The sequence below is a fragment of the Floccifex sp. genome, assembly GCF_051873555.1.
Classification (GTDB): Bacteria; Bacillota_I; Bacilli_A; order Erysipelotrichales; family Erysipelotrichaceae; genus Floccifex.
Map to the genome: position 1 here is coordinate 13,758 of NZ_JBJEEY010000133.1, position 20,183 is coordinate 33,940.

The 20,183-nt window shown below is 32.3% G+C and carries 22 protein-coding genes; 5 read left to right on the plus strand and 17 right to left on the minus strand.

The genetic code is table 11. The features are described from left to right. Positions 1-28: 28 nt before the first annotated feature. Complete coding sequence (locus ACI32A_RS07670; protein WP_439754458.1) at positions 29-373, plus strand: hypothetical protein; 345 nt, start codon at positions 29-31, stop codon at positions 371-373. A gap of 21 nt (positions 374-394) precedes the next feature. Here the strand turns inward: ACI32A_RS07670 and bcp are convergent, their stop codons facing one another. The 5 genes from bcp to ACI32A_RS07695 form a co-directional block, all read right to left on the minus strand. Next, positions 395-847 carry a thioredoxin-dependent thiol peroxidase gene (gene bcp, locus ACI32A_RS07675; RefSeq protein ID WP_439754459.1) on the minus strand — a complete coding sequence of 151 codons (453 nt, stop codon included), beginning with the start codon at positions 845-847 and terminating at the stop codon, positions 395-397. Between the two features lies 1 nt (position 848). Further along, positions 849-1,838 (minus strand): ornithine carbamoyltransferase, encoded by a 990-nt coding sequence (gene argF, locus ACI32A_RS07680; RefSeq protein WP_439754460.1) that lies wholly within the window; start codon positions 1,836-1,838, stop codon positions 849-851. 52 nt (positions 1,839-1,890) lie between these two features. Continuing rightward, on the minus strand, positions 1,891-3,480 hold the full coding sequence (locus ACI32A_RS07685; protein WP_439754461.1) for a hypothetical protein: 1,590 nt from the start codon (positions 3,478-3,480) through the stop codon (positions 1,891-1,893). A gap of 1 nt (position 3,481) precedes the next feature. Then, positions 3,482-4,186: an ABC transporter ATP-binding protein gene (locus ACI32A_RS07690; protein ID WP_439754462.1), complete on the minus strand. Its 705-nt coding sequence runs from the start codon at positions 4,184-4,186 to the stop codon at positions 3,482-3,484. Between the two features lie 235 nt (positions 4,187-4,421). Next, positions 4,422-5,762: an MATE family efflux transporter gene (locus tag ACI32A_RS07695; RefSeq protein ID WP_439754463.1), complete on the minus strand. Its 1,341-nt coding sequence runs from the start codon at positions 5,760-5,762 to the stop codon at positions 4,422-4,424. Between the two features lie 501 nt (positions 5,763-6,263). On the opposite strand from ACI32A_RS07695, the gene ACI32A_RS07700 reads away from it, so the two are divergent. From ACI32A_RS07700 to ACI32A_RS07710, 3 genes are all read left to right on the plus strand, one after another. Next, entirely contained in the window at positions 6,264-7,847 is a 1,584-nt protein-coding gene (locus ACI32A_RS07700; RefSeq protein ID WP_439754464.1) for a glucose-6-phosphate isomerase, read from the plus strand. Between the two features lie 105 nt (positions 7,848-7,952). After that, on the plus strand, positions 7,953-8,294 hold the full coding sequence (locus ACI32A_RS07705; protein ID WP_439754465.1) for an ArsR/SmtB family transcription factor: 342 nt from the start codon (positions 7,953-7,955) through the stop codon (positions 8,292-8,294). Between the two features lie 5 nt (positions 8,295-8,299). Further along, on the plus strand, positions 8,300-8,965 hold the full coding sequence (locus ACI32A_RS07710) for a nitroreductase family protein (protein ID WP_439754466.1): 666 nt from the start codon (positions 8,300-8,302) through the stop codon (positions 8,963-8,965). Between the two features lie 18 nt (positions 8,966-8,983). Here ACI32A_RS07710 and deoC read toward each other — a convergent pair whose 3' ends face one another. The 8 genes from deoC to ACI32A_RS07750 form a co-directional block, all read right to left on the minus strand. Then, entirely contained in the window at positions 8,984-9,691 is a 708-nt protein-coding gene (gene deoC, locus ACI32A_RS07715; protein ID WP_439754467.1) for a deoxyribose-phosphate aldolase, read from the minus strand. A gap of 63 nt (positions 9,692-9,754) precedes the next feature. Beyond that, positions 9,755-11,176, minus strand: a complete 1,422-nt coding sequence (gene pyk / locus ACI32A_RS07720; RefSeq protein ID WP_439754468.1) for a pyruvate kinase — start codon at positions 11,174-11,176, stop codon at positions 9,755-9,757. 107 nt (positions 11,177-11,283) lie between these two features. Further along, positions 11,284-12,783: a cardiolipin synthase gene (cls, locus tag ACI32A_RS07725; RefSeq protein ID WP_439754469.1), complete on the minus strand. Its 1,500-nt coding sequence runs from the start codon at positions 12,781-12,783 to the stop codon at positions 11,284-11,286. Positions 12,784-12,791: 8 nt separating this feature from the next. Beyond that, positions 12,792-13,556 (minus strand): sulfite exporter TauE/SafE family protein, encoded by a 765-nt coding sequence (locus ACI32A_RS07730; protein ID WP_439754470.1) that lies wholly within the window; start codon positions 13,554-13,556, stop codon positions 12,792-12,794. Continuing rightward, positions 13,553-13,987 carry a MarR family winged helix-turn-helix transcriptional regulator gene (locus ACI32A_RS07735; protein ID WP_439754471.1) on the minus strand — a complete coding sequence of 145 codons (435 nt, stop codon included), beginning with the start codon at positions 13,985-13,987 and terminating at the stop codon, positions 13,553-13,555. The genes ACI32A_RS07730 and ACI32A_RS07735 overlap by 4 nt, the downstream gene beginning before the upstream one ends. A 93-nt stretch (positions 13,988-14,080) precedes the next feature. Next, entirely contained in the window at positions 14,081-14,746 is a 666-nt protein-coding gene (gene upp / locus ACI32A_RS07740) for a uracil phosphoribosyltransferase (RefSeq protein WP_439754472.1), read from the minus strand. Continuing rightward, entirely contained in the window at positions 14,727-16,139 is a 1,413-nt protein-coding gene (locus ACI32A_RS07745; RefSeq protein WP_439754473.1) for a uracil-xanthine permease family protein, read from the minus strand. Before ACI32A_RS07745 ends, upp begins: the two co-directional genes overlap by 20 nt. A 57-nt stretch (positions 16,140-16,196) precedes the next feature. After that, positions 16,197-17,066, minus strand: a complete 870-nt coding sequence (locus ACI32A_RS07750) for a DegV family protein (RefSeq protein ID WP_439754474.1) — start codon at positions 17,064-17,066, stop codon at positions 16,197-16,199. Between the two features lie 100 nt (positions 17,067-17,166). Between ACI32A_RS07750 and ACI32A_RS07755 the strand changes: the two genes are divergently transcribed. Next, positions 17,167-17,748, plus strand: a complete 582-nt coding sequence (locus tag ACI32A_RS07755) for a TetR family transcriptional regulator (protein WP_439754475.1) — start codon at positions 17,167-17,169, stop codon at positions 17,746-17,748. Positions 17,749-17,781: 33 nt separating this feature from the next. Here the strand turns inward: ACI32A_RS07755 and ACI32A_RS07760 are convergent, their stop codons facing one another. From ACI32A_RS07760 to ACI32A_RS07775, 4 genes are all read right to left on the minus strand, one after another. Further along, a complete protein-coding gene (locus ACI32A_RS07760) occupies positions 17,782-18,744 on the minus strand; it encodes a transketolase family protein (RefSeq protein WP_439754476.1) in 963 nt (320 codons plus the stop codon). 1 nt (position 18,745) lies between these two features. Beyond that, positions 18,746-19,600, minus strand: coding sequence for a transketolase (locus tag ACI32A_RS07765; protein ID WP_439754477.1), 855 nt, complete (start codon positions 19,598-19,600; stop codon positions 18,746-18,748). 59 nt (positions 19,601-19,659) lie between these two features. Further along, positions 19,660-19,938, minus strand: a complete 279-nt coding sequence (locus tag ACI32A_RS07770; RefSeq protein ID WP_439754478.1) for a PTS sugar transporter subunit IIB — start codon at positions 19,936-19,938, stop codon at positions 19,660-19,662. A 47-nt stretch (positions 19,939-19,985) separates the two neighbouring features. Further along, the coding region (locus ACI32A_RS07775; protein ID WP_439754479.1) for a hypothetical protein at positions 19,986-20,183 on the minus strand (198 nt) is incomplete at its 5' end.

A 20,183-nucleotide genomic window follows, 5' to 3' on the forward strand; every position in this document is an offset into this window, starting at 1 on the left:
ACAATGATTTTTATGATACAATCTTTTCATGGAAACAAATTTAAATATACAAGATAACAAAGAAACATTTGAAATTCTAAAGGATTTCCCTTTAAAAGGCATTTATTATCAAGGAGAATACGGAATAATTGATACTCGATTTAAAAAAGAATCAAAAATATATATCGATGCTTTAAATGATATTTTATTTAAAATGATTGAGCACAAACAAAGTTTTGATCAAGCTGTTTTTCATTCCACTCGCTTTGAAATATTAGAAGACTATTCTCAAGGTTTTTTAAATCAGCAACAACTCTCAGATTATTTAAAAGACTCTTATATGGATGAAACAATGGCTGGTGGAAATCCCATCAATGATGTCTATATTCGCTAAAAAAGGAAGCAATCGCTTCCTTTATATTGTTTCTAACATCATTTGAGCATCACTGGCTGCTTTGACTTTGTCATTGGCATAGATAATGATTTCATTTTCATCAATGACATAAGTAGTACGTACTACACCCATATATTCTTTTCCACACATCTTTTTTTGATGCCAGACATCATAAGCTTGAATGACATCTAATTCTTCATTAGAAAGAAGAGTAATACTTAAATTTTGTTTTTCTTCAAAACGTTTATGCGATTTCACGGAATCTTTGCTTAAACCTAAAATCACAACACCTTTTTGTTGAAACTCTTCTTTGAATTGTGAATACGCACATGCTTGTTTTGTACAACCAGCTGTATTGTCTTTTGGATAAAAATACAATAATACTTTTTGCCCTTTAAATTCACTTAAAGAACGTGAATGACCGTCTTGATCCAATAAAGTGAAATCTGGTGCTTTACTTCCAACTTCTAACATATCAATCTCCTATAGTCGCTACCATTACCGCTTTAATCGTATGCATACGATTTTCAGCTTCATCAAAAACAACTGAATTTTTAGAACGGAACACTTCATCTTCGACTTCACGAATATCTACACCCAGTGTTTCCATTTTTTCTTTGGCTACTTTTGTTTCAAAGTCATGGAAAGAAGGAAGACAGTGCATAAATAAACAATCTGGATTCTTTGTCATGTCCATCATGTTTTGTGTCACTTTATATGGTGTTAACATTTGTACTCTTGGTTTATAAAGACTTTCATCTTCTCCCATACTCACCCAAATATCTGTATAAATAACATCTGCATTTTGTACAGCTTCTTGTACATCATGACAAATTTCTAAGATAGCTCCACTTTTCTTGGCTTCCTGTTGGCAATACGCCCAGACTTCTTCATCAATTTTTAATTCTTTGGGTCCCATGCAGACAAAGTGCATCCCCATTTTGACAGCTCCATACATTAATCCATAACAAACATTGTTTCGTATATCTCCACTGAAAACAAATTTCACTTGATTTAATGGTTTATTCAAATGTTCTTCAATTGTTAAAAAATCAGCCAATGTCTGTGTTGGATGATCCACATCGGTTAAACCATTCCAGACAGGAATTCCAGAATGTTTTGCTAATAATTCTACGGTTTTCTGTTCAAATCCACGATATTCGATGCCATCATACATGCGTCCCAATACTTTGGCTGTATCTTCAATAGATTCTTTTTTACCGAATTGTGAATGATTTAAAAAAGTGACATGGGCTCCTTCATCAAAACAAGCCACTTCAAAGGAACAACGCGTACGAGTGGATGTTTTATCAAAAATTAAAACCACATTTTTTCCATTTAAATGTTTTTGAATCGTTCCTTCTTTTTTTTCTTTTTTTAATTGTTTTGCCAAGTCCAGCAAATAACGGATTTCTTCTTGCGAATAATCACGTAATGTTAAAAAATTCCTTCCTTTTAGATTCATATTCAATGCTCCTTTTTTATGTGATTATTCTATCAATTTTAGGTTTTAAATTCTATAGATGTTCTAAGATTTGTACACCTTTTTTATAAATCCAAACCACTAAAATAAGGCTTATAATTGATAATAGTACTAAAATCAAGATTGCATAAATATAAACGGAAATAAATTTATGAACGAAATAGTAAATTCCAGCAATCGCAAATACAACAATCCAGTTTCCAAATAACGCTACAAAAGGCGCCATGCCTTGTTTGATAACAGCTGTTTCATTTGTCCATTCCATATTTGGAAATTTTAATCCTAAAAACAATCCATCTAAATCAGAAAAAACAACAATTAAAATACTATACAAAAAAATAAAAATAGTTTCTAAAATCGAGAATTTTAATAACCAGATCAATACGATATCTAATACAAATAAAGGAATGATCGTAAACAAAAAATGTAAATTAAATTTAGCTTGTAAAATATCGATTTGTTTTACTGGCAATGTTTGAAGAATCCACATGTTTTTTCCTTCCAATGAAACTGAAGGTGCACTAATCATATTAGATGTAGCTACAAAGCCAATGATGGTCATGGCAATGATAAGCAACAAAGAAGAATCTGATAAAAATACTAACATATCTAAAATCATTTCTTTTTGAAAAATACAAACAATAATTAATAAAATTGTAAAGACCGATCCAATACCTGAATTTAACATGTAGGTTGGAGAACTAAAGAAACGAAGCCATTCTTTTTTCAATAAAGCTGTTGAAACATTTGTTTGTTTAATACTCTTGGCATTGTATTCTTTTTTCTTTTGTCCTTTATTTGTCATTAATAAACGATCAAAGCGCATATAAACCAATGCATATACAATGATTACACTAACAACTGATAAAATGAAAATTATTCCTGTCGAAATATAGTCTCCATCTCCTGCTTTTCCTAACACATATAATATATAGCCTTTATCTTTAAAAGAAACTGCCAATGTCATAGCTTTTAAAATTAAATCCTGGAAACCAGATACAATTTTAAAATAAAAATAATAATAAATACCAATAAATCCAAGAGATAAAAATACTACAATAATGGATTTATTTTTTAGACGAACACTGATTTGAGCCACTACCCATCCTAATAAAGTCGATAAAGCCAATACTATAAAAGATAAAGCTACCATTAATAGAATTTGACAAATCAAACTGGATATTGTGAATCCAAAACCAATTTGTCCAATCACCATAGATGGAAGAAAAGCTATAGCCATATACACAAAACCCATGACATATACGCCTACTAATCGAGATAGAATTAAATCTTTTTTATGGATTGGTAAAGACAACATCAATTCATTGTCTTTGGGTAAATATAAACTGGCATAGGTACTGAATACAGAGCCAAAGACACCTAGAATAATAGAAACCAAAGACATAATACAATAATAAAACCAGTTAATACCGAGTCCTTGAAAAGTCGATACCATCAAACCGGCATAAACACCAATGGCTAAGGCCAATGTCAAAAAAACAAACGCAAATAGAAAACCAAAACCTATTTTACTGGATTTTGAGCGTGGAACGCCTTTATGGTTGTCATAAAACAAAAACGAAAACGATTCCAGTATTTGTTTGTGAATTAATACCTTTAACATATTATTCCTCCAATTCCAGGAAGACTTCTTCTAAAGAAGTATCGCCTTTGACTTCTTCCATTGTTCCAGAAACCACTAATTTTCCATTTTTTATAATAGCTACTTTATCACATAACTTTTCAGCTACTTCTAAGACATGTGTCGAAAAGAAAATAGAATTTCCTTGTTGACATATTTCTTTCATTAACATTTTTAATTGATGCGAAGCCTTTGGATCCAAGCCCACAAATGGTTCATCCATAATAATTAATTTCGGATCATGAACCAAAGCCGAAATAATTGCTAATTTTTGTTTCATTCCATGAGAATATGTACTAATAAAAGAAGGTAAATCCTCTTGAATTTCAAACATTTGTGCATATTTTTCAATACGATGTTTTCTTGTTTCCTGCGATATTTTAAATATATCGGCAATAAAATTTAAATACTGAATCCCTGTCATAAAATGATATAAATCTGGATTATCTGGTATATAAGCGACTTTTGATTTACACAAAATCGGATCATCTTTTATATTGATTCCATCAATATAAATATTTCCTTCATCAAAATCCAAAATACCACAACAAGCTTTAATTGTTGTTGTTTTACCAGCTCCATTGTGACCAATAAATCCATAAATTTCATTGGGAGCAATATGTAGATTCAATTGATCCACAGCTTTTTTGTCTCCATACTTTTTTGTTAAATTTTCAATTCGTAACATAATTCTTCTCCTTTATTTCTTTGATACATTCCTTTATATGTTTCATCTAAATCCTCATTTGTCTATAAGAAATAACTTCAATTTCCTGCAGTTGCTGCCAAATAAACGTGAAATATTATTTAGATGTTGCCATAATCATTCTCCACTTCTATCATATCAAACTTCATTTTATTCAATACCACTATTATTGAGGTGGTTGTGTCAATAATAAACCTTCCCTTTAAGGGAAGGTCAACTATATTTTGGATTTTATCCATGGATATTTCCAATAAAGGATTTGTGCAATGCTTCCAACAATGATATTGCTGATTAACATACTCATCCAAATTCCAATAATACCTAAATTTGTATATTTTGAAAAAATATAAATGAAAGGAATTCGTATTCCCCATAGACGAAGAATCGATAAAAGAAAACTAATATGAGTATGTCCCGATCCATTGAATACAGCACATAAATTGAAATACCATGTACAAAATGGTCCTGTTAAAAGGGTAAAGAAAACAAAGGTGGATGTATATGATAACAAAGATGAACTGGCATCGGGTACAAACAAATAAATAGATGGTTTTATCCACCACATTCCCAATATAAAAACAAAAATAGATAAAATCGTAGTCAAAAGCATAGCATAGTTATAGCTTTGTCTGGCTCTTTTTTCTTGATTGGCACCTAAATTTTGTCCAATAAAAGTTGGAAGAACATTAGAAAAAGCTATAATGGGAATGTTATATAAATTTGAGAGTTTTTCTCCAATCCCATAGGCTGACATGGCTACTGCTCCATAAAACACAATATACTTATTCATTAATACAAAACCAAGAGATTCTAAAAACTGGCCAAAGGCACATGGTAAAGATAATTTAAGGATTTTTATGCCTTCCTGAATTTTAAAAGAAAAAGAACGAAAATTGATATAGACATTTTGATTTTTTCGACAAAGAGAATACAAAATAACAGGTATGACAATCCATTTAGAAATCACGGTAGCCATAGCTGCTCCTTTAACACCCAATGAAAAACCAAAAATAAATATAGGATCGAATATCATATTTAAAATAGAAGCCAATGCACTAATGATCATTCCACTTTTACTGTTTCCACATGCTTGTTTTATGGCCATATAAATAGTAATCATAAATAAACCAAAATAATCAAAGGCCATAATTTGTAGATAAGAAAAGGATTCGGCATAAATCTCTTTTGGTGTTTTTAAATAATGTAAAATCGGATGGCATAAAAAATAAGTAGAAATAGTTAGAATCAATATAAATAAGAAACAAAAAAATAAAATTTGAACCGCATAGTCACTTGCTTTTTTATAGTCTTGTGCTCCATAATAATGCGATATAATGGCAGTGGTTCCAGCTGCTAATCCATTGGCAATGCTTATGGCACACCATAATAAAGGAGTTGTCAAAGAAATGGCTCCTACACTTAATTCTGAAATTTTACCAACAAAAAAAGTATCCACTAATCCATAGAGTGAATTGAAGATATTTAGAATCATGAGTGGCAATGCCATTTGAATAATCGACTTTTTTAAGTTTCCTTGAATCGCATTTACAGCTTTCATATTAAAATTCTAGCATATTATTCCACTATTGTATCCATTCTTTCCAATTGTATTGAATCTTTCCGTTTTCAATTTATAATGAAATAAACAATAAGTCTTAAGCTAGAAGGAGAAAAAAAGTGAAAAACAAATTTATTTTATAAATGGTCCTTACAAGATAATAAAAAGTAAGGGCCATTTCAATTTAGACAAAATTATGTCCAACTTTTCCATTTTTATTTTCTTTTTATTGATTTGATTTATAATGAAATCAGAAAAAGAGGTACATACCAATGGACAAATAAAAAAGTTTATCTATAGATAATTACCGCTATAGATAAAAAAGAAAAAGGTAATTTGATATAGATAAAAAAAGTGAAAGGAGATAAAGAGTGAAAAACAGATTCATTATATGATTGGCCCTTACAAGAGACAAAAAAAGTAAGGGCCATTTTTTTTGGTTTATTGAAAAAATGAATCACTCTTTGTATAATGAATTTAGTGTAAATGGAGGATAACAATATGGTATCTTGGAAAAATTTTGATGCATTAGATTCTTATCAAACTCTAATGACATTAAAAAATCATGTAAACGTAAAAAAAGAATTATCAAGTGAAACAGGGGCACAACGTGTAAGAGATTATCAATGTGCTATGGCAGCTGACATGAGTTTTAATTATGCTTCCAAAGAAGTGGATGCAGATGTTTTAGCTGCTTTACAACAGCTTTCAGATGAAGCGCAATTAACAGAAAAATTTGAAGAACTATACAATGGAGCGATCATCAATACAGGAGAAAATCGTCTGGTTCTTCATCACCTGGCTCGTAATCAATTGGGAAACGATGTCATTGTTGACGGTGTTAATAAACGTGAATTCTATGTTTCTCAACAAGAAAAAGCTGCTGATTTCGCCAAAAAAGTACATGCGGGTAAAATTGTGAATGAAAAAGGAGAAGCATTCACTACTGTTGTTCAAATTGGAATTGGTGGATCGGATTTAGGACCCCGTGCTTTATATATTGCTTTAGAAAACTGGGCAAAAGCCAATAACACATTTAAAATGGAAGCTAAATTCATTTCCAATGTCGATCCAGATGATGCCGCTGCCGTTTTAAATTCAACAGATTTAGCGCATGCATTATTTATTGTTGTATCAAAATCTGGAACTACTTTAGAGACTTTGACAAACGAACAATTTGTCAAAGACGCTTTAATTAATGCTGGATTGGATCCATCAAAACATATGTTAGCTGTTACAAGTGAAACATCTCCTTTAGCTAAGAGTCCAGACTATTTAACAGCTGTATTTATGGATGACTATATTGGTGGTCGTTATTCGTCTGTATCAGCTGTAGGTGGAATGGTTTTATCTTTGGCATTTGGACCCGATGTATTTGCACAAATTTTAGAAGGAATGGCAGTTGAAGATAAACTAGCTACCAATAAAAATATTTTAGAAAACCCAGATTTATTGGATGCTTTAATTGGTGTATACGAAAGAAATGTACAAGGCTATCCAGTAACTGCTCTTCTTCCTTATTCACAAGCATTGGCTCGTTTCCCTGCACATTTACAACAATGCGACATGGAATCCAATGGAAAATCTGTTAATCGCTTTGGTCAGCCTATTAATTATGTAACAGGTCCAGTTATTTTTGGTGAACCAGGAACAAATGGACAGCATTCTTTCTATCAATTGTTGCATCAGGGAACTGATACAATTTCTTTACAATTTATTGGATTTAAAAATTCTCAAATTGGAAAAGATGTCATCATTGAAAACAGTACAAGTCAACAAAAATTAAATGCCAATGTAGCTGCTCAAATTGTTGCCTTTGCGTGTGGTAAAGAAGATGAAAATCCAAACAAAAACTTTGAAGGAGGACGTCCTTCCAGCATTATCATTGGAAATCAATTAACTCCAGCTAGTTTAGGTGCTTTGTTAGCTCACTTTGAAAACAAGATTATGTTCCAGGGATTTGTATGGAACTTAAATAGTTTTGATCAGGAAGGTGTACAATTAGGTAAAGTGTTAGCTAAAAAAGTTTTATCTGGAAATAGCGATGGTGCTTTAAAAGTATATGCAGAATTATTAAATATCTAATTATTTGGCGTGAGTATTCACGCCTTTTTTATTGGTATTGAATTGCTTTACCATTGAACTTTTTTTCTTTTCATGTGATATAATCGTTTCAATGAAGGTGATATATTGCACAAATTAGTAGAAGAATTTTCGGCTTGTCAAAATATTTTAGAAGCTTTAGGCGATCAAACACGTCAGTATCTTATTTTAGAAATGATGAAAATGGGAAACTGCAATGGCCTTCGTGTAGGAGAAATTTCAAAGAAAACAAATTTATCGCGTCCTTCTGTATCACATCATCTTCAAATTCTAAAAAAAGCAGGAATTATAAATATACGAAAAGAAGGAACAAAAAATTATTATTATTTTGATATTGATGTAAAATCTATGGATCAATTAATAAATATGCTCAATCATGTAAAACAAATAATGGAGGCTTTACCTGATAGAAGCGATGATTGGAGGTAATAAAAATGGACTTAATGGAAGCAATGAAAAATCGTCATAGTGTACGTCAATATGAATCTTTTCCCATTGAAAGTAATATTTTATCCATGTTACAAGATGAAATTGATAGTTGCAATAAGGAAAGTGGTTTACATATACAGTTGATTGTCAATGAACCAAAGGCTTTTGATGGTTTTATGGCTCATTATGGAAAATTTAGTGGCGTATCAAACTATATCGCATTAATTGGATCAAAAAACGAACAATTAGATGAACTATGTGGATATTATGGTGAAAAACTGGTTTTAAAAGCCCAGCAACTTGGATTAAACACATGCTGGGTGGCTATGACTTATAAAAAAATACCAGGAACTTTTGAAATCAAATCAAATGAAAAATTAATGGTTGTGATTGCCCTTGGTTATGGAAAAACAAATGGAGTAGCTCACAAATCCAAAGAAATGAATATGGTAAGCAATGTCTGTGAAGATTTTCCTGAATGGTTTAAAAAAGGTGTAGAAGCTTCTCTTTTAGCGCCTACGGCTATGAATCAACAAAAATTTTATATCACATATACTGATGGATTTGTATCAATTAAACCTGGATTTGGATTCTATTCAAAAGTGGATATGGGCATTGTGAAATATCATTTTGAATTAGGCGCCAAAAAAGAAAATGTGAAATGGAAATGAAAAGGGCAATTTGCCCTTTTATTCAAGTCCTAATACAACAGGAACCGATTTATAGCCAACGCCCATACGATCAATTCCCATATCAATTAATTCTAAGAAATGTTCCCGTGTTCGAATGTGTCCACTTCCCTTTACTTTTATTTGATCACCAACTTCATCCATCATCATTTGAATGATTTCACATGTAGCACCATGATCATCATATCCTGTTAGAAAACCTGTACTTGTTTTGATCCAATCCGCTTGTCCTTTAACCACTGCATGACATGCATTACGAATTTGTTGCTCATTCAACGCGCCTGTTTCAATAATAACTTTACATTCAATTCCTTTTTCATGACAAACATCAGCCACTGCTTTGATATCTTTTGCCACTTCATCATATTTTCCAGCACGAATCAAGCCAAAATTAGCAACCATATCCAATTCTCCAACACAATCCGATTCCAAAGCCAGCTTTGCCTGGGCAACTTTAGATTCTGTGGAACTATTTCCAAATGGAAAATCACAAGTCGGTCCTATTTTTGTTTGTGTTCCTCTTACAATGGGTTCACATAGTTTCATATAACCTGGACTAATACAGACTTGAGCTACTTTTAATTCCACTCCTTTTTTACAATATTTCACAATTTCATCCGGTGTAAATTCAGGTTTCAATACACTGTAATCAATATAAGAAGCTAATTCTTCTATACTCATGTCTTTTGCTTGTTTATTTGATTTCATATGGACCTCCTTTTTCTTTAGTATAAGAAAAAAACTTCCCTGTTTTCAAGAGAAGTTTGATTTTTATCGAATTTCAACTATACGCAAATAATCTGTTGCCCCGGGAAGACCTGGTGTACCACCCGTAATAATAATTGTATCACCTGGCTTACATCCGTTTTCTTTGGCAATAATTGTGGCAATATTTTTCATGCCCGTTGCTGAAGAAAATTCACGTGTCATCACTGGGTGTATGCCCCAATAGGCATTGATTTGATTAAATGTTGATTTAACTGGAGTAGCTCCAATTAATAAACATTTTGGCTTATATTTCGCCATTTTAATGGCTGTTGTTCCACTTTCTGTAAAGGCAATAATCGCTTTTACATCAAATTCAGTGGCCATTTCGGCTACCGATAAACAAATGGCTTCTGATTTATCTTTTGGACAAGCACCTTTTGCCTGACGATAATATCCTTTATAGTCGAAATTATATTCAGTCATTAAAGCAATTCTTGCCATCATATCAACGGCTTCTACAGGATATTGACCCGATGCAGATTCTCCTGATAACATGATGCAATCTGTTCCATCATAAATCGCATTGGCAACGTCACTGACTTCGGCACGCGTTGGAACAGGACTATTTTGCATGCTTTCTAACATTTGTGTTGCCGTAACAACTAATTTGCGTTTTTCATTGCATTTATTGATAATATCTTTTTGAATGGCTGGAACCATTTCAGCTGGTACTTCTACACCTAAATCACCACGAGCAACCATAATTCCATCTGCTTCCTCAATGATTTCGTCAATATTAGAAACACCTTCCTGGTTTTCAATTTTGGCAATGATTTTAATTTCCATGTGATTAAATTCCGCCAATAATTTACGAATATCCAAAATATCTTGAACGCGTCGAACAAAAGAAGCAGCAATAAAATCTACGCCTTGTTCACATCCAAATTGAATGTCTTCAATGTCCTTTTGTGATAAATAATCAAATCCCAATTTAATATTCGGAACATTAATTCCTCTTTTATTTTTAACCATTCCACTGTTTAAACAACGACAAACGATGTCTTTGTCAACAACTTCTTTTACCATTAAATCAATAGCACCGTCATTGACTAAGATATGAGTTCCCTTTTGAACGTCTTGATATAATTCTTTATAAGTAATGGAAAACTGATTAGAAGTACCTACTACATCTTCATATGAAATTGTGATATCAGTATTCTTTTTTAATTCAACACAACCATTTTCAAAATCTCCAGTACGAATTTCTGGTCCTTTTGTATCTAATAAAATCGAAACATTTGAATTCAATTCTTTATTAATTTCACGAATTAAATCAATTTTCTTTTGGTGTTCTTCATGTGAACCATGAGAAAAATTCATTCTCATTATATCCATTCCAGACTTAACCATTTCTGTTAAAACTTTTTTGTTTTCACTTGCTGGACCAATTGTACAAATAATTTTTGTCTTCTTAATTCCTGCCATACTATCCTCCCATAGAACATATGTTCTATATCACACATTTATTCATTATTCACAATTTTTTTTATCGTGCAAGCAAAAAAAGAGTGAAAGCGTATTCAACTTTCACTTTATAACAACGGCGCAAAAATACGTAAAATTTTATCAAATAACTGGTAAAGAACACGTGAATTTAAATCTTCTTTTTTCATTAAATGTGATTTAGACATTGTATCTTTCATATCTTTTTCTAAGTCTTCAAAGACATTACATTCATAGAAAATGGAATTGCATTCAAAGTGTAAAAATAAAGAACGATAGTCTAAATTCACAGTTCCAATCGTACAAATATCATCATCTATCAAACAAGCCTTGGCATGTAGAAAACCTGGTGTATATTGATAGATTTTTATGCCTGCATCGATTAAAGAACGACAATAACTTAATGACATACGATATACCATTTTTTTATCTGGAATACCTGGAATCATTATACGTACATCCACGCCTCTTAAAGCCAATGTACAAAGCGATTCCATCAATGAATCCCCTAAAATCAAATAAGGCGTATAAATCCATACACGTTTTGTTGCACATGAAAAAGTATCTAACAGCAATTGACGCGAGATGTGTCTTTTTTTAGCAGGTGAATCATAATAAGATACGATATATCCATTTTGTGTATTTTTATTTTCAAATTCATGTAATAAATTTTCTCTTTCGATTTTCTGATTTGAAAAAGCATTCCATAATTCAATAAACATATAAGTATATTGATTTACGGCATCTCCTGTGATTTTAAATCCAATATCTTTCCAATGTCCATATTTTTCTTTGACATTGATATATTCATCCGCAACGTTGATGCCTCCGCTAAAACAAATTTCATTGTCCACAATCAGCATCTTTCGATGATCTCGATTATTGAGTTCAGCTCGAATAAAGACCAGTGGATTAAATGGAATACATTGAATGCCGTATTCATTTAATTTTTTAATATTTGTGATAGAATACGTACTCACTGATCCAATGTCATCATAAATAATTCGAACATCGACTCCTTTTTTTACTTTTTCTTTTAATATATTCACAAAACTATTAAAGAACAGTCCTTCTTCAATAATAAAATATTCAATAAATACAAATTTTTTTGCTCCTTCAATAGCTTTAACCATATCTGGAAACATATAATCTCCTAATGAATAATATTGAATATCTTTTACATAGGTAATGGGATTTCCGATACTTTGAAGTGTTTGACTAAAGCGAACATTTCTTTGTTTTAATTCTACTTGAATTTGAGGATTTGTTTCTATTTTATAATCCAATTGATTTTTTGATTTCGTTATTTTTTTATCCAATGGCTTTGCGGTTCTTCGATTTCCAAAAGTCATATAGAGCCAGGCTCCAAAAATCGGAAAAGGAAGAATAATCAAAATCCACATAATTTTATAATTGGCTTCTTCATATTCAGAAACAATAGTTAATACAAATAATAATGCACAAATCGTAAGTAATTCATTCACAAATGGAAAAATAGAATTTAAAAAATTCCATAGAAATAAGTACCAAAGCACTTGCAGAATCACTGCTGGAAAAATCGCAAATATACGTCCAATAATTCGTTTCATATAACTCCTTAAAATACTAAAATCACAATTCCTAAAATCAATAATACAACACCTGTTAATTGATTCAATGTTTTATTATCGACATGATTAGCAATTTTACTGGCTATTCTTGCCCATATTAATGTGAAAACAACACATAAACTCCAAATTGTAAAATCAGGTAATCCTCCTATTAAAAAATGAGAAGCAGCACCGGTAAAGGCAGTAAAAGCCATAATAAATACACTGGTTCCTACTGCTGTTTTTAATTCATAGCCTAGTACACTTGTTAGAATCAATAACATCATCATACCACCGCCAGCACCAACAAATCCACAAATGAAGCCAATAAACATACCGCAAATCAAGGATTGAATGATTCTTTTTTTCAGAGAAATGTTTTCTCTTTTTTCTTTGGTTGTCATGACTGGTTTAAAAATAAATTTAATACCTAATAAAAGTGTCATATATACTGAAAAATTGCCCATGGTTTGTGAAGGAACTAATTTAGCAATATAGCTTCCGATAACAGTAAATACTAAGACACTTATCATCATAATGATTCCATTTTGAATGTCTAAGTTTTTATTTTTTCCATAGGTATAGGCGGAAATAGCACTGGCTAATACATCACTGGACAAAGCAATTCCCACAGCTTGATAAGGTTCCATGTCTAGAAAAGCAATCAACATAGGGGAAATAATAGCTGCTGCAGATAATCCAGCAAATCCAGTTCCCAGTCCAGCTCCCATTCCAGCTATAAATGTTACGAATAAAATTTGAATGAAATTCATTCTTTGCCTTCTTTCATATGTTCCATATTATTTTCCAATTGACGAATAGTTTTTAAAAAAATTTCCAGTTCCTGCGGATTAATGCCTTCAAACAAATCTTTTTTAAATTCTTTTTGAAGATTCATTCCCTTTTGAATAACGGAATCCGCTTTCTTAGTCAACAATAATTTGGTTTTCCGTCGATCTCCTTTTACTACATCTCGAACTAAATACCCATCATTTACTAATTTATCTACATTAATTGATACTAAATTTGCTTTGATGCGTCGCATTTTCACAATATCCCCAGCTGTTTTATACATAGGATGATTGGCTAAAAACATCAGAATATCAAATGCGGTTTGTGGCAAATTATATTCATGACACAAAGGTTTACATCGGTTTGAATACATCGAAACAAGATGAAATCCAAACTCCATACTCTTTTCCATATTTCTCTCCTTCAAAAATAGATAGTTCATTTTTGAAGTATTATATATCCAAGATTTGTCTATGTCAAACAATAAAAAAAAGAAGTAGACAAGCTACTTCGTTCCAAAAATACGATCCCCGGCATCTCCTAATCCAGGACAAATATAAGCATTTTCATTTAATTGCCGATCCAGACAACCTACATAAATCTCAACATCTGGATGTGCCTTCGATAATTTTTCCAATCCCTCAGGTGCTGCAATAATGCACATAAACTTAATATGTTTTCCGCCTTCTTTTTTAATTTGATCAATAGCATCAATGGCAGAACCACCTGTTGCCAACATTGGATCAGTTACAACGATTAAACGTTTATCAATGGGTTTTGGTAATTTACAATAATATGGATGTGGAATAAATGTTTCTTCGTCTCGATACATTCCAATGTGACCTACACGCGCATTGGGAACCAATGCCAGAATACCAGAAACCATTCCCAGTCCAGCTCGTAAAATTGGTACAACAGCTAATTTAGGTCCTGCAATACATGGAGCCATTGTTTTTTCAATCGGTGTTTGTACTTCTATTTCTTCCAATGGTAAATCCGCTAAAGCTTCGTATCCTTCTAACATCGCAATTTCTTCCACCAATTGACGAAAATCTTTTGTGGAAGTATTTTGATCACGTAATTTTGTGATTTTATGTTGAATGAGTGGATGCGTAAAAATAGTAATGTTTTTGTTTTCTGAAAAATTCATATTATTTTCCTTTCTTTTCATCTGATGATTTTATAAATACACCACGACTTTGATCCCCGGCTGGATTCTGACCAAATTCATAGTCATTTCCTGGTAAAATTGCATTTAAAACAATTCCAGCAATAGCTGCAATTGCCAATGATGTCAAAGTAATGGATGTATTGGCAATGGTAAATGTTAATCCTGAAGAAAATCCAAGGCCACAAACAAAAATAACACCACAAATAATTAAATTTCTTGATTTCGTTAAATCGACTTTATTTTCTACAACATTTCGAACCCCAATTGCTGAAATCATTCCATACAACATAAAGGAAACACCACCAATGATTGCAGCAGGCATTGTTGAAATTATGGCAGAAAATTTGGGAATAAACGATAATCCTACGGCTAAAACAGCGGCAATACGAATGACACGAGGATCATAGACCTTTGATAATTCCAATACACCTGTATTTTCTCCATAAGTCGTATTCGCCGGTCCACCAATTAAACCAGCTAAAGCAGTTGCTAATCCATCACCCATTAAAGTGCGATTTAATCCGGGATCGGATATAAAGTTTTGATTGACTGTCGCTGAAATGGCAGACATATCTCCAACGTGTTCCATCATAGAAGCAATAGCAATAGGTGCCATAACTAAAATCGATGTAATATCAAATTTACAGAGTTGAAATTGTGGCAAACCAACCCAACTTGCCTGGGCAACCGAAGCAAAATTGATAATAGCGGATCCATCTGGGTTTGTCATACCCATAGATTGCATAATCAAGGCTATGCCATATGCAATCACAACGCCCATTAAAATGGGAATAATTTTAAACATACCTTTTCCCCATATATTAAAAATCACAATGACGGCTAAAGCTACAATGGCTAAAAACCAGTTTGTGGATGCATTGGAAATGGCACTGGATGCTAAAGACAATCCAATACAAATAATAATCGGTCCAGTGACTACAGGTGGTAAAAAACGCATAACTTTTTTAACACCTACAATTTTAATAATCAATGCCACAACTAAATACAATAAACCAGCAATGACAATGCCTCCACATGCATAAGCTGCTTTTTCATTAACAGGCATATTTTGATAGATTCCTGTATTTAAATTGGCAATGGTGTTAAATCCACCTAAAAATGCAAAGGATGAACCCAAAAAAGCAGGGACCTTCATCTTTGTACATACATGGAACAATAATGTTCCCATTCCCGCTGCAAATAATGTAACGGAAACAGTCAATCCTTGTGAAAGGGGTTGTCCACAGGCTTTTTCAAAATACCCTGAAACAAGAATTGGCACCAAAATTGTCGCTCCAAACATCGCAAACATATGTTGAATTCCTAAAAGCATCATTTTAGGTACACCAAGTTTACGAGCGTCGCGAACGATCATTTCTTCATTTTCGTTCATAAAAACCTCTTTTCCAAGGAAAATTTTAGCATAAAAAAAAGAATAAGACACGAGTTCTTATTCATTATGTACATGAATCAATCCAATGCCTAAAGCACCTGGTCCCACATGACAGCCAATGCTCATTGTTAAAGGAGCTACACAAACTGGATATCCCGGAAATTCTTCCTGTAGTTTTTCTTTCCATTTTTCAATGTCTTCTTGTGGCATATGCGTATAAGCCAAGCCTAAAGATAATTCTTTTTTATCAAAAGATTGAAAACGCGTTTCCAAGTCTTCTTTTAAGTGTTCCACCATAATTTTAAAAGCCGATTTCATACCTCTGGCTTTAGAACAAGAATCTAGTTTTTCACCTTGAATGGTTAAAACAGGCTTGATGCGAAGCATAGATCCTAACAATGCCACAGAAGGGGTAATGCGTCCTCCTTTTTGAAGGTATTTTAAAGTATCGACTGTAATATAAATGGAAGCTTCATAGGCTTCTTTTTCTAGTTTTTCTTTAATTTCTTTGGCACAATATCCTTGTCTGGCATATAATAAAGCATCTTTTACAGACAATAATTGTGTAACAGATATACGATGATTATCTACCACTTGTACTTTTCCATCAAATTCTTCACTAAAAGTCATAGCACTTTGACACGAACCACTTAGAGCACTTGTCATAGGAATATACACAATTTCATCATAGTCCTTTAAAATCTCATTCCACATATCCATTAAATCAGCAACGGAAGGCTGTGAACTTGTTACATTGGCATCATTGGCTTGTTGCTGATAAAATTCTGTATCGTTAATGTCTTCGTTTTCTGTAAATGTTTTCTGATTGATAATAATGGGCATATTCAACATAAAACAATTCCATTCTTTGGCTTGTTGTAAAGTAATCCCTGAATTACTATCTGTCATAATCGCAACTTTTGACATACTTATTTCTCCATTTCTTAACACGTGTTATAATTCTAACAGATGTTAAAATAAAAAAAAATAACACATTTTTAAAATTGTTATAGTAAAGGAGAATTTTATGGAAGATCGCCGCATTCAAAAAACGAAAAAAAATATTAAAAATACTTTAATGAATATGTTAACTGAAAAATCTTTTGAGAAAATTAATGTGACAGATATTTGTAAAGTCGCCAATATTTCTCGTATTACATTTTATTCACATTACAATGATAAATATGCATTAGTGGAAGAAATCTTTGAAGATTTTGTTTCCATTTCCAAAATCATTTTTTATAAAAAACAATTAGAAAATAATATTCATAATGATTCAGTAAAAAGTTACTGCAATATATTAGATACGATTTTTGATTTATTTGATCGATATCCCTCTTTTTTTTCTTGCATTTCTCCCGATAAAAATCCGTATCTTAGTTTACAACTCTATGATTATGTACTAAAAACTGTAGAACTCCATACCAAAGAAGAAAGTCATACTCATATTCTTCGATATTCGCCTCGACAGATTACTGCTTTTTTATGCTTTGGATTGGCTGGTTTTATTAATGAAAGTCAAAACGAAGGAATGGATAAAGAAGTTATTAAACAACAGACTAAGCAATTATTAATGGATACAGTTCGTTCCAATGTCATCATAAAATAAAGGCAGAAAATTCTGCCTTTATTTGTATCGAAATTATTTTAGTACAGATTTAATGGTGTGGATTAAATCTGTTGCGGTTAATTTAAATTCTTTTTGAAGGAAATCTGGTGTTCCAACTTGTCCAAATTGTTCATTTACGCCATGGCGTTTAAATGGAATATGAATTTGATGCTCCATTAAAGTTTCAGCTACTGCACTTCCTAAACCACCTGTAATGGAATGATTTTCAAAAGTAATCACTGCTTTTTTATTTTGAACTTGTGATAAAATCAATTCTTCATCCAGTGGCTTGATACAAAACATATCAATGACTTCCACCGAAATGCCTTGTTCTTCCAATGTCTGTGCTGCATCTAAAGCATCACTAATCAATTGTCCTGCTGTAATAACTAATACATCACTTCCAGCTTTCACAATATTTCCTTTTCCAATTTCAAAAGTAGAACCCGGTTCATAAACGTTTCGAACAGCTTTTCGATTGCAGCGAAAATAGTGAACACCTTCCATTTTGGCGAATTCTTTAACAAGCCATTTTGCCTGTACTTCATCACATGGATCACAGACAATGGCATTTGGAATGGTTCTCATCAAAGCTACGTCTTCCCAAGTGGTATGTGTTCCTCCATTCGGTCCAACTGTAAACCCTGGATCCGATCCATAGATATTGATTGTATTGTGAGCATAGGCTCCTGATAAAAAGACTTGATCGAAGACTCTTCTTGTCGCAAATGGTCCAAATGTATGTACAAATGGAATATATCCTTCACTTGAGAGTCCACAGGCTACACCAATCATATTGGCTTCTGCAATTCCGCATTGAATAAAATGATCTGGAAATGCTTTTTGAACGATATTGGTTTTACTGGCACCGGCTAAATCGGCTTCTAATTGAATGACTTTATCATTTTCTTCAATAGCTTCTACAACAGCATTGGCAATGGAAGCTGTTAAATCCATTTCCCCTTTTTGATTTCGGTTTTCACATACTTTAAACATTTTAACATGCCTCCTTTGAAATGAATGCCAGCAATTTTTGTTTGGCTTCATTGGTTGCTTCATTGACTTGATCGTTATTAAATTTAACGGAGTGATTGCTAAACATTTCTTCAAAATATGGAACGCCTTGTCCTTTAATGGTATCTAATACAATACAAACAGCCTTGTCTTTTACATTTTTGGCATTTTCAATGGCTTGATCAATAGCCTGGATATCGTTTCCTTTGACTTTTTGTGTATAAAAACCAAAGGCTTCCATTTTCTTAACAAAATCAAATGGATTGATAATATCTTTTGTATATCCATCTAATTGTCGTTTGTTGTCATCAATAATAACAATACAGTTATTTAATTTGTAATGTGCAATGTATTGGAAAGCTTCCCAACATTGTCCTTCATTTAATTCTCCATCTCCAACAATTAAATACACAACATTATTACTTTTCCTTAATTTTAATGCAGTGGCAATCCCTGCAGCTGTACTTGTTCCTTGTCCTAAAGAACCCGTTGTCATATCTACACCCGGTGTTTTTGTACGATCTGGATGACTTGGAAGCTTTGTTCCTCCATCGTTTAATGTATATAACCATTCTTTATCAAAAAATCCACTTTCAGCTAAGGCACTATACCAGACTGGACCCGCATGTCCTTTGGATAAAACAACGCGATCGCGATTTTCCCATTTTGGGTTTTTACTATCATATTGGAGTTGTTTTCCATATAGAACACTCATCAATTCAACCAATGAAAGAGAGCCTCCTAAATGTCCATATCCACGGTGTTGTAACATGTCTAAAATATCATAACGAATCTTTGCAGCAAGTATTTCTAATTGATTCAATGTATTTTTTTCCATAGTTCCTCCATAAAATTTGTAATGAAAAAGAAGGTTTTAATTCCTTCTTTTTTCATTCATTATTTTTCAAATACTTCTTTTAATTTTGTTGTGATTTCGTTCATATCCATTAATTGGTTTAAAACAATTTTATTAGGATATGCTGTCATTTGAGGTGCTAAATCAAATCCAACTACAAACAAATCTGCCAAATCTGGTGAGATTTCATTTAATGAAGTATGGTCAACACTAACACCAGTAATGCCTAAGTTTTTCAATGCTTTTTCAACATTCATACTTACGATCATACTGCTTCCTAATCCTTGTCCACAACAACACATAATGCTACGAATAGCCATGAGATTTCTCCTTTCTCTATTTTCAAATAGTTTCCTATTTAAAATGACTATGCTTCTTTTGCTTCTTTTTTAGGAGCTACAAAATTATAGATAATTGGTAATAAGAAGACAACGATACAAACAATGAATAATCCTGTTCCTTGTACGATTTGCGCAATATTACCAAATACAATTCCCATCCATGAGAAGTCAGCATCTGAGAATGTACAGTTAGCAAAGTTCAAGCTTCCCATAACTGGCATACA